This window comes from Micromonospora maritima, assembly GCF_902825405.1.
Classification (GTDB): Bacteria; Actinomycetota; Actinomycetes; order Mycobacteriales; family Micromonosporaceae; genus Micromonospora; species Micromonospora maritima.
This window is the reverse complement of record NZ_CADEAU010000217.1, coordinates 1-8,756: the sequence shown is the minus strand read 5'-3', so window position 1 is coordinate 8,756 and position 8,756 is coordinate 1. Positions and strand designations below refer to the sequence as shown.

Genomic DNA, 8,756 nt, shown 5'->3' with positions numbered 1-8,756 from the left:
CGGGCGAGTTCGCCGCCGCCCGTCGCGCGGCCGACGCGGCGGCGCGGTGAGCGCCCCGGCCACGCCTGTCGCGTCGCCCGGTCGACTGGCCGAGGTCGCCGACGGCGTCTACGCCTTCACCCAGCCCAACGGCGGCTGGTGCCTGAACAACGCGGGAGTGGTGGTGGGCGGCGACGGCGCCGTGGTGGTGGACACCGCGGCGACCCAGGCGCGCGCGTCCCGGCTGCGCGAGGCGGTGGACTCCCTGCGCGCCGGTCCGGGCCGGGTCGTGGTCAACACGCACCACCACGGCGACCACACCTTCGGCAACGCCGCGTTCGGCCCGGGGACGACGGTGGTCGCCCACGAACGGGCCCGGGTGGAGATGGCGGAGACCGGGCTCGCCCTGACCGGGTTGTGGCCGGACGTGGACTGGGGCGACGTGCGGGTGGTGCTGCCCACGCTGACGTTCCGCGACGCGTTGACCCTGCACCAGGGCCAGCGGCGGGTGGAGCTGCTCCACGTCGGACCCGCGCACACCACCAACGACGTGGTGGCCTGGTTGCCGGCCGAACGGGTGCTCTTCGCCGGTGACGTGGTGCTCTCCGGGTGCACCCCGTTCAACCTGATGGGCTCCGTCGAGGGCGCGCTGGCGGCGGTGCGGCGGCTCCGCGAGCTGCGGCCGGTGACGGTGGTCTGCGGTCACGGCGCGGTGACCGGACCGGAGGTGTTCGACCCGACCGAGCGGTACCTGCGGTGGGTGCTCGACGTCGCCCGGCACGGGGTGGCGCAGGGTTGGTCGCCGCTGCGCGCGGCGCGTGAGGCCGGACCCGGCGAGTTCGCCGACCTGCTGGACCCCGAGCGCACCGTGGGCAACCTGCACCGGGCGTACGACGAGGTGCGCGGCGGCGTCCGGGGCCGCCCGTTGGACGTGGTGGCGATTTTCCAGGAAATGGTGGACTTCAACGGGGGGCGCCTGCCCGAGTGCCGGGCCTGACCGCCCGAACGACGTGCCGGGGGCGGCTCGCGGGAAACGCGACGGCCGTCCCCGGCATTCGGCTGCCCCGACCGGCCGGAGTGACTATTTCCGGCCGGTAAAATTGTGTCGACAGATGTGTCGGGTCGTCCGGATGTCGTCGCCGGCCGTTTGGAACTTCTGTCGGATAGTGTCTTGCGAGCCGCGCGGATATCGCCGATCTCGACCAAGTTCCCAGTTCAGCGCGACTGTCCGAAATGGTTGTGGCGTCGGTCACGCCTCGTTGGGCGCACCGTCCCCCATCTATGATTGTCGACAGGTGTGAATGCACCGGGGGAATGCCGGGCCGGCCCCCGCCGTGGGAATTGCGACTATGGCGGGAAGGTGCGAGTGCCGGTCGGCCTAAATTGTCCGTGAACAACGCCTGGCTCGGGGGAATCAAGGTGCGCTTCAATCTGCTCGGTCCGCTGGAAATCGTCGCCGACAACGGTAGGGCGGCGACGCTGAGCACACCCAAGGTGTGCCAGGTGCTCGCCCTGCTGCTCATCCGGCCCAACGAGATCGTCAGCGTCGGCGCGCTGGTCGAGGAACTCTGGGCGGACCACCCGCCCCGCAGCGCGGTGACCACGCTGCAGACCTACGTCTACCACGCCCGACGCATCTTCGCGCAGCAGGAGCTGGTGCGGCCGGACCGGGAGCTGCTGGTCACGCGGCCACCCGGCTACCTCGTCGACGTCACCGAGGACGAGGTCGACGCCGCCGTCTTCACCCGGCTCACCCGCCGAGGCCGGACGCTGCTCGACGACGGTCGCCTGGAGGAGGCGTCCCGGGTGCTGCGGGAGGCGCTCGACCTGTGGCGCGGCGCGGCGCTCGCGAACGTCTCCGCCGGCACGGTGCTGCGGGGGCAGATCACCCACCTGGAGGAGCTGAAGATCCGGGCGATCGAGCTGCGGATGGAGGCCGAGCAGCGACTGGGCCGCCACCGGGAGCTGATCCCCGAGCTGCGTGCCCTGGTCTGCGCGTACCCGCTCAACGAGTGGTTCCACGCCCAGCTCATCACCGCGCTCAACCGGTCGGGCCGGCGGGCCGAGGCGTTGCAGGCCTACCACGACCTGCGCCGCATCCTCGACGAGGAGCTGGGGGTCCTGCCCACCCCGGAGGTCCAGCAACTCCAGCTGGACCTGCTGAACATCGGCCACCTGCCGCTGCCCGCCGACCGGGACCGAGCCGGCGTCGAGTTGTCCTCGAGCCCCTCCTGACACGGTACGGGCGACCGCCAGTCGTCCGTACCAGGAGGAGGCAGGACGTGCGCGATCAATTGTCCGAAGGAGACGGTCTGCGGGCCGCCGCCGAGCAGGTCGCCGATCTGGCCGGCAAGCGCGCCGGCACCGCCGAGGCGGAGCGGCGACTGCACCCGGAGGTGGTCCGGGCCGTCCTCGACGCCGGGTTCGCCCGGCACTTCGTGCCGACCCGCTGGGGCGGCAACGCCGGGACGTTCACCGAGGTGGCCCGGGCGGTGGCGGCGATCGGCGAGAGCTGCGCCTCCACCGCCTGGTACGCCTCACTCACCGCCGGCCTGGGCCGGATGGCCGCGTACCTGCCGGCCGCCGGTCAGGCCGAGCTGTGGCGCGACGGTCCCGATCCGCTGATCGTCGGCGCGCTCATGCCGATCGGGGAGGCGACGCCCGCCGACGGCGGATGGCGGCTCACCGGCCGGTGGCCGTACGTCAGCGCGATCGAGTTCTCCGACTGGGCGCTGGTCTGCGCGATGGTCCGGACCGACGGCAGGCCGGAGGCGCGCTTCTTCGCCGTCCCCCGGTCGGCGTACGCGATCGAGGACACCTGGTTCACCGTCGGGATGCGGGCCACCGGGAGCAACACGCTCGTCCTCGACGACGTGCCGGTGCCCGCCGAGATGTCCTTCACCCGCGACGCGCTGACCGCCGGCACGGCGGCCGAGGCGGACGCGCCCTGTCACCGGGTGCCGCTCAAGGCCGCCAACGGCCTGGGGTTCGCGGCGCCGATCCTCGGCACGGCGACCGGCGCGCTGAAGGTGTGGACGTCGTGGATCGCCGAGAAGGTGCGTACCGCCCCGGCGAACGGCATCACCGGCGGCCCCGGCTACGACACGGTCCTGGCCCGCTCGGCGGCCGAGATCGACGCCGCCCGCCTGCTGCTGGACCGGGTCGCGGCGGTCGCCGACGGCGGGCCGGTCGGCGCGCTGGAGACCGCGCGCAACGGCCGGGACTGCGCGTTCGCCGTGGACCTGCTGGTCGGCGCCGTCGACAGGTTGTTCCGGGCCGCGGGCACCCGCGCCCAGGCCGACGGCAACGCCCTGCAACGTGCCTGGCGGGACGCCAACGCCGCGGCCAGTCACGTCGTGCTGCAGTTCGACCCCGCCGCCGCGGCGTACGCCGCGCAGGCGTGGCACCGCCCCTGACCCGACCGAGGAGGACCCGTGGTCGACCCCGCCCGGCCGGACGCCGGATTCATCGCCATCGTCACGCTCCGCACCGACGGGCCGGAACAGCAGCGCCAACTGCTCGACCTGCTCGTCCCCGACGTGCAGGAGTGGGTCCGGCACTGTCCCGGCTTCATCTCCGCCAACTACCACCTCAGCACCGACGGCACCCGGCTGGTCAACTACGCGCAGTGGGCAAGCGAGGAGGCGTACCGGGAGTCGTTCAAGCGCAACCCGCGCGCCGGCGCGCTGCGCGCGGCACTGGCCGCGATCCCCGGCGTGCAGGGCCCCGAGATGACCGGCTACACCCTGGCCCGCAGCATCCCGGCCGCCGCCGTCACCGAACCCGCCTGACCCGTCCGTCCGGTGTGGACGCGACGTCGAGCCGGCCTCGACCGGCCGTTGCGACCGTTGCTGCGCGCCCGGCGACGCACGGACGCCGCCCGGGTTCACCCCGAATCGAGAGGACCGCAATGACCACTCGCACGACCTGGAAGCGCCGGCTGCTGGCGGTGGCGGCACTGGGCGCGGTGGGGCTCGCCGCCACACCGGTCCCGGCCGCCGCCACCACCGGGGCGGTCGCCCCGACCGACGCGTCCGCCGCCGGCCTGCTCCCGCCGTCCGTGACCAGCACCGTTCCGGTCGGCTACAGCTGCTACGTCACGTTCCCGGGCGGGTCGACGACGGTGCCGTTCAGCCTCACCTTCACCGCCTCGGCGCCGCAGAAGGTGGCGCCGTACCGGCCGTTCGCGGTCACCCTCGACCCGCAGGAGTGGACTCCGGACCCGAAGTTCAACCAGCAGGTGCGCACCGTCAAGGTCAGGTACAAGCTGCCGGACAACGCCTGGTACGTCTGGCACACCCTCTCCGGCGGCAAGAACCTGACCACGCCGCCGCAGGCGCAGTACGACTGGTCGACCCGGGTGCTCACCATCACCGAGACCGGCCCGCTGCCCGCCAGCGTGCCGTTCGACCTGCCGACCGTCACCGTCTACCTGCTCTCCGGCCCGAGCGGCACCGCCCGGACCACCACCGGCGGGACCAGCCTGACCGACCCGTCCTGGACCTGGGTCCGCACCGACCTGGAGGGCGTCGAGCGGCCGTTCGACTGCAACCCGGCATCCCCGGTGGTGTTCACCAGCACCACCATCGGCTGACCGACCGGCACCACGGCGGGCGCCGGACCTGGTCCGGCGCCCGCGTCGTCCGACCGTCCGTACGCGGAAAGGAAGCAGGACATGACCGACAAGCCCGTCGCACTCGTCACCGGTTCCTCGTCCGGGATCGGCGCCGCGGTGGCCCGCCGGCTCGGCGGCGCCGGCTACCGCGTGGTGGTGAACTCCGCCCGGTCCCGGGAGGCGGGGGAGAAGCTCGCCGCCGAGCTGCCCGACGCCGTCTACGTCGCCGCCGACGTCGCCGACCCGGCCGGGTCCGCCGGGCTGGTCGAGGCCGCCGTGGAGACGTACGGCCGGCTGGACGTCCTGGTCAACAACGCCGGCCGGACCCGCCTGATCCCGCACGCCGACCTGGCCGCCGCCACCGGTGAGGTGTGGCGGGAAATCCTCGACCTCAACCTGATCGGCACCTGGCAGACCACCGTCGCCGCGATGCCGCACCTCACCGCGACCGGCGCCGGCGCGGTGGTGAACGTGTCCTCCGTCGCGGGCAGCCGGCCCGCCGGAAGCTCCATCCCGTACGCGGTCAGCAAGGCCGCGGTGGAACACCTGACCCGGCTGCTGGCCAACGTGGTCGGGCCCCGGGTCCGGGTGAACGCCGTCGCGCCCGGCCTGATCGAGACGCCGTGGACGGAGTCGTTCACCGCCATCGCCGAGAAGGTCCGGGAGAGCACCCCGTTGCGCCGCGTCGGCCGGCCCGAGGACGTGGCCGAGGCGGTGGCCGGCCTGGTCGCCGCGACCTACGTCACCGGCCAGGTCGTGCTGGTCGACGGCGGCGCCCACCTCATCTGAAGCCGGAGGCAACGCATGAAGCTCGCCGTGAACCTCGTCTACCAGGACGCCGCGCTGCTCGCCCGCACCGCCGAGGAGTTGGGCTACGCGGTCGCGCTCGCGCCCGAGGGATACCGCTCCGAGGCGGCCGGCCTGCTCGGCGCGGTGGCCGCGAGCACCGACCGCATCGGGCTGGCAAGCGGGGTCATGCAGATACCCGCGCGGACGCCGGGACTGGCCGCGCTGACCGCGGCGACGCTGGACGCGCTCAGCGGCGGGCGGTTCCGGCTCGGCCTGGGGGTCTCCAACGCCGAGGTCTCCGACGGCTGGTACGGCGTGCCCTTCGACGAGCCGTTGCGCCGCACCCGGGAGTACGTCGACATCGTCCGCGCGGCGCTGCGCGGCGGGCCGGTGCGCTACTCCGGTCGGCACTACCGGCTGCCCCGCGACGGCGCCGGCAGCGCGCCGCTGCACCTGCTCACCACCCCGCTGCGCGCGGACCTGCCGATCTGGCTGGCCGCCGTCGGACCGAAGAACCTGCGGCTGGCGGGGGAGATCGCCGACGGGTGGATCGGGGTGTTCACCTCACCGGCGCTGGCCGCGGAGGCGATCGGCCAGGTCCGCGCCGGGCGGGAACGCGCCGGCCGCACGATGACCGGGTTCGAGACGCTGCCCTGCCTGCCGACCGCGATCGCGGACGACGTGACCGACGCGGTGGACCTGGTCCGCGGCCAGTACGCGTACCTGCTCGGCATCGGCGACCCGGAACACAACGTCTACGTCGCGTTGGCCCGGCGTCTCGGCTACGTCGGCGAGGTGGAGAAGGTGCACGACCTGGTCCGGGCCGGCGACCGGCTCGCCGCCGGCGCGGCGGTGCCGGAGGGCTTCGTGCTCCAGACGGCGCTGGTCGGGCCGCCGGACCGGGTGGCGGGACGGATGCGCGAGTACGCCGAGGCCGGCGTCACCACGCTGGGCGTCATGGTGTCCGCCGCCGCGACCGACACCGCCGGCCGGGTGACGATCCTGCACCGCGCGGCGCAGGCGTTGCGCCGGGCCGGGCTGGCCGAGGACTGACGGCGACGTCGACGACGGGGAGCGGCCGGTCCACCGGCCGCTCCCCGTCGGTCGTCGCGGGCTCAGCTGCGGGTGGCGGACCCGACCGTGCCGAACGTCCGCTCCACGTAGAGCACCGGGTCGCGGGTGGGGGCCAGCTGGGCGGTGCGCACCAGGCCGATCAGGATCACGTGGTCGCCGGCCTCGTACTGCCGGTAGCGGTCGCACTCCAGCACCGCGGCCGCGCCGTCCACCACGGTCAGCCCGCCGGCGGTGCGCCGGAACCGGCCCTGGGCGAACTTGTCCTCCCGCTTGCTGGCGAACCGCCGGGCCAGCTCGGTGTGGTGGCTCTGCAGGATGCTCACCGCGAACCGCTCGCAGCCGGCGAAGACCGGGAAGGAGTGCGCCGACCGGGCCAGGCAGACCAGCACCAGCGGCGGCTCCAGCGAGACCGAGCAGAACGAGTTGGCGGTGAAGCCGTACGGCACGCCGTCGGCGTCCCGCGTGGTCACGATGGTGACACCGGTCGGGAAGGACGCCATGGCGGCCCGGAAGTCGGCGGGGTCGAGCGTCTCCCGGCGGGCGTCGGCCCGCTCACGCGAATCCGCTGGGATCATCCTGGTTCCTCTGCTTCCGGTCGGGTGCGGCGAACCTCCCGCACCACGCTCGTCGCCGGTGCTCGAAGGCGGGTCGAACCGGGGTCGGACGCTCCGGCACCAGCGATCCTCGGTCGGTGTTCGAGCGCACCAGGGTCGGATGGCCCTTGACCCGGTGCCGTGCCTGGAGGGTGGAAGCGATGACGCAGACGGTCGAGCGGACGCTGGAGGAGCCCCGCTGGGTGCTCTGCCCCGGCTGCGCCACACCGGTGTACGGCCGGCGCTGGCAGCGCAACCTGCACGTCTGCCCGGAGTGCGGGCGGTACACGCCGCTGACCGCGCGCCAGCGACTGGCGCTGCTTGTCGACGACGGCCGCTACGAGCCGCTCGACCTGGACGCCCGCAGCGAGGACCCGTTGCGCTTCGTGGACACCGTGCCGTACCCGGCCCGGCTGGCCGAGGCGCGGGCCCGCACCGGCCTGCACGAGGCGGTGCTCTGCGCGCGGGGGCGGATCGGTGGCGCGCCCGCGGTGCTGGCGGTGATGGACTTCCGGTTCCTCGGCGGCAGCCTGGGCAGCGCGGTGGGTGAGCTGATCACCCTGGCCGCCGAGGTCGCGCTGGCCGAGCGGACGCCGCTGGTGATCGTCTCCGCCTCCGGCGGCGCCCGGATGCAGGAGGGCGTGCTGTCGCTGATGCAGATGGCCAAGACGGCCGCCGTGCTGGGCCAGCTCGACGAGGCCGGGGTGCTCACCGTCTCGCTCGTCACCGACCCCACGTACGGCGGGGTGGCCGCCTCCTTCGCGACGCTCTGCGACGTGATCCTGGCCGAGCCGGGCGCACGGCTGGGCTTCGCCGGCCGACGGGTCATCGAGCAGACCATCCGGGAGAAGCTGCCGCCGGAGTTCCAGACCGCCGAGTTCCTGCGGGAGCGCGGCGTGGTGGACCGGATCGTGCCGCGCGCGCGGCTGCGTACCGAGATCGGGCGGCTGCTGCGGGCGGCGGCCGACGCCGGCACGCCGGAGCCGGCCTCCGCCCCGGACGCCGCCGCGACGGTGCGCGACCCCCACCGGCTGCCCGAGGCGGACGCCTGGGAGCAGGTCCGCCGGGCCCGTGACCTGAGCCGGCCGACCACGCTCGACTACCTGGCCTCCGCGTTCACCGACTTCCTGGAGCTGCACGGCGACCGGATCTCCGGTGACTGCCCGTCGGTGGTCGGCGGCATCGCGCGGTTGTCCGGGCGGCCGGTGGTGGTGATCGGCCAGCAGAAGGGCCACACCGCGGCCGAGCTGGCGCGCCGCAACTTCGGCATGCCGATGCCGTCGGGTTACCGCAAGGCGGCCCGGTTGATGCGGCTGGCCGAGAAACTGCGCCTGCCGGTGGTGACGCTCGTGGACACGCCCGGCGCGTTCCCCGGCGCGGACGCCGAGGAGCGCGGTCAGGCCGTCGCGATCGCCGAGAACCTGCGGCTGATGTCCTCGCTCACCGTCGCCGTGGTCACCGTCGTCATCGGCGAGGGCGGCAGCGGCGGCGCGCTCGGCCTGGCGGTGGCCAACCGGGTGCTGGCGTTCGGTTCGGCGGTCTACTCGGTGATCTCGGCCGAGGGGTGCGCGGCGATCCTCTGGAAGGATCCGGCCGCCGCGCCCCGGGCCGCCGCCGCGCTCCGGGTGACCGCCCGGGACCTGCTGCGCCTCGGCGTGGTCGACGGCGTCCTGGTCGAGCCCGACGGCGGCACCGGCGCCGACCCG

9 protein-coding genes are annotated in these 8,756 nt (G+C 74.2%); 8 read left to right on the top strand and 1 reads right to left on the bottom strand.

Annotated elements, in window-relative coordinates; genetic code table 11:
• Positions 1-46: 46 nt before the first annotated feature.
• From HUW36_RS19085 to HUW36_RS19055, 7 genes are all read left to right on the top strand, one after another.
• Entirely contained in the window at positions 47-976 is a 930-nt protein-coding gene (locus tag HUW36_RS19085; RefSeq protein ID WP_174529419.1) for an MBL fold metallo-hydrolase, read from the top strand.
• A 392-nt stretch (positions 977-1,368) separates the two neighbouring features.
• A complete protein-coding gene (locus HUW36_RS19080; RefSeq protein WP_246248224.1) occupies positions 1,369-2,214 on the top strand; it encodes an AfsR/SARP family transcriptional regulator in 846 nt (281 codons plus the stop codon).
• 47 nt (positions 2,215-2,261) lie between these two features.
• A complete protein-coding gene (locus tag HUW36_RS19075) occupies positions 2,262-3,395 on the top strand; it encodes an acyl-CoA dehydrogenase family protein (protein WP_174529418.1) in 1,134 nt (377 codons plus the stop codon).
• A gap of 18 nt (positions 3,396-3,413) precedes the next feature.
• Positions 3,414-3,770: an antibiotic biosynthesis monooxygenase family protein gene (locus HUW36_RS19070; RefSeq protein WP_174529417.1), complete on the top strand. Its 357-nt coding sequence runs from the start codon at positions 3,414-3,416 to the stop codon at positions 3,768-3,770.
• Positions 3,771-3,889: 119 nt separating this feature from the next.
• Positions 3,890-4,573, top strand: a complete 684-nt coding sequence (locus tag HUW36_RS19065; protein ID WP_174529416.1) for a hypothetical protein — start codon at positions 3,890-3,892, stop codon at positions 4,571-4,573.
• Positions 4,574-4,654: 81 nt separating this feature from the next.
• Entirely contained in the window at positions 4,655-5,383 is a 729-nt protein-coding gene (locus HUW36_RS19060; protein WP_174529415.1) for an SDR family NAD(P)-dependent oxidoreductase, read from the top strand.
• A gap of 15 nt (positions 5,384-5,398) precedes the next feature.
• A complete protein-coding gene (locus HUW36_RS19055) occupies positions 5,399-6,436 on the top strand; it encodes an LLM class flavin-dependent oxidoreductase (RefSeq protein ID WP_174529414.1) in 1,038 nt (345 codons plus the stop codon).
• A 62-nt stretch (positions 6,437-6,498) separates the two neighbouring features.
• On the opposite strand, the gene HUW36_RS19050 is transcribed toward HUW36_RS19055, so the two are convergent.
• Positions 6,499-7,032: a flavin reductase family protein gene (locus HUW36_RS19050; protein ID WP_174529413.1), complete on the bottom strand. Its 534-nt coding sequence runs from the start codon at positions 7,030-7,032 to the stop codon at positions 6,499-6,501.
• A gap of 179 nt (positions 7,033-7,211) precedes the next feature.
• On the opposite strand from HUW36_RS19050, the gene accD reads away from it, so the two are divergent.
• On the top strand, positions 7,212-8,756 hold a 1,545-nt coding region (accD, locus tag HUW36_RS19045; RefSeq protein ID WP_174529412.1), incomplete at its 3' end, for an acetyl-CoA carboxylase, carboxyltransferase subunit beta.

What these genes read in the sequence shown, in the direction of transcription:
- HUW36_RS19055 (WP_174529414.1), top strand. Translation starts at nt 5,399, where the DNA reads ATGAAGCTCGCCGTGAACCTCGTCTACCAGGACGCCGCGCTGCTCGCC.
- HUW36_RS19060 (WP_174529415.1), top strand. Translation starts at nt 4,655, where the DNA reads ATGACCGACAAGCCCGTCGCACTCGTCACCGGTTCCTCGTCCGGGATC.
- HUW36_RS19050 (WP_174529413.1), bottom strand. Translation starts at nt 7,032, where the DNA reads ATGATCCCAGCGGATTCGCGTGAGCGGGCCGACGCCCGCCGGGAGACG.
- HUW36_RS19065 (WP_174529416.1), top strand. Translation starts at nt 3,890, where the DNA reads ATGACCACTCGCACGACCTGGAAGCGCCGGCTGCTGGCGGTGGCGGCA.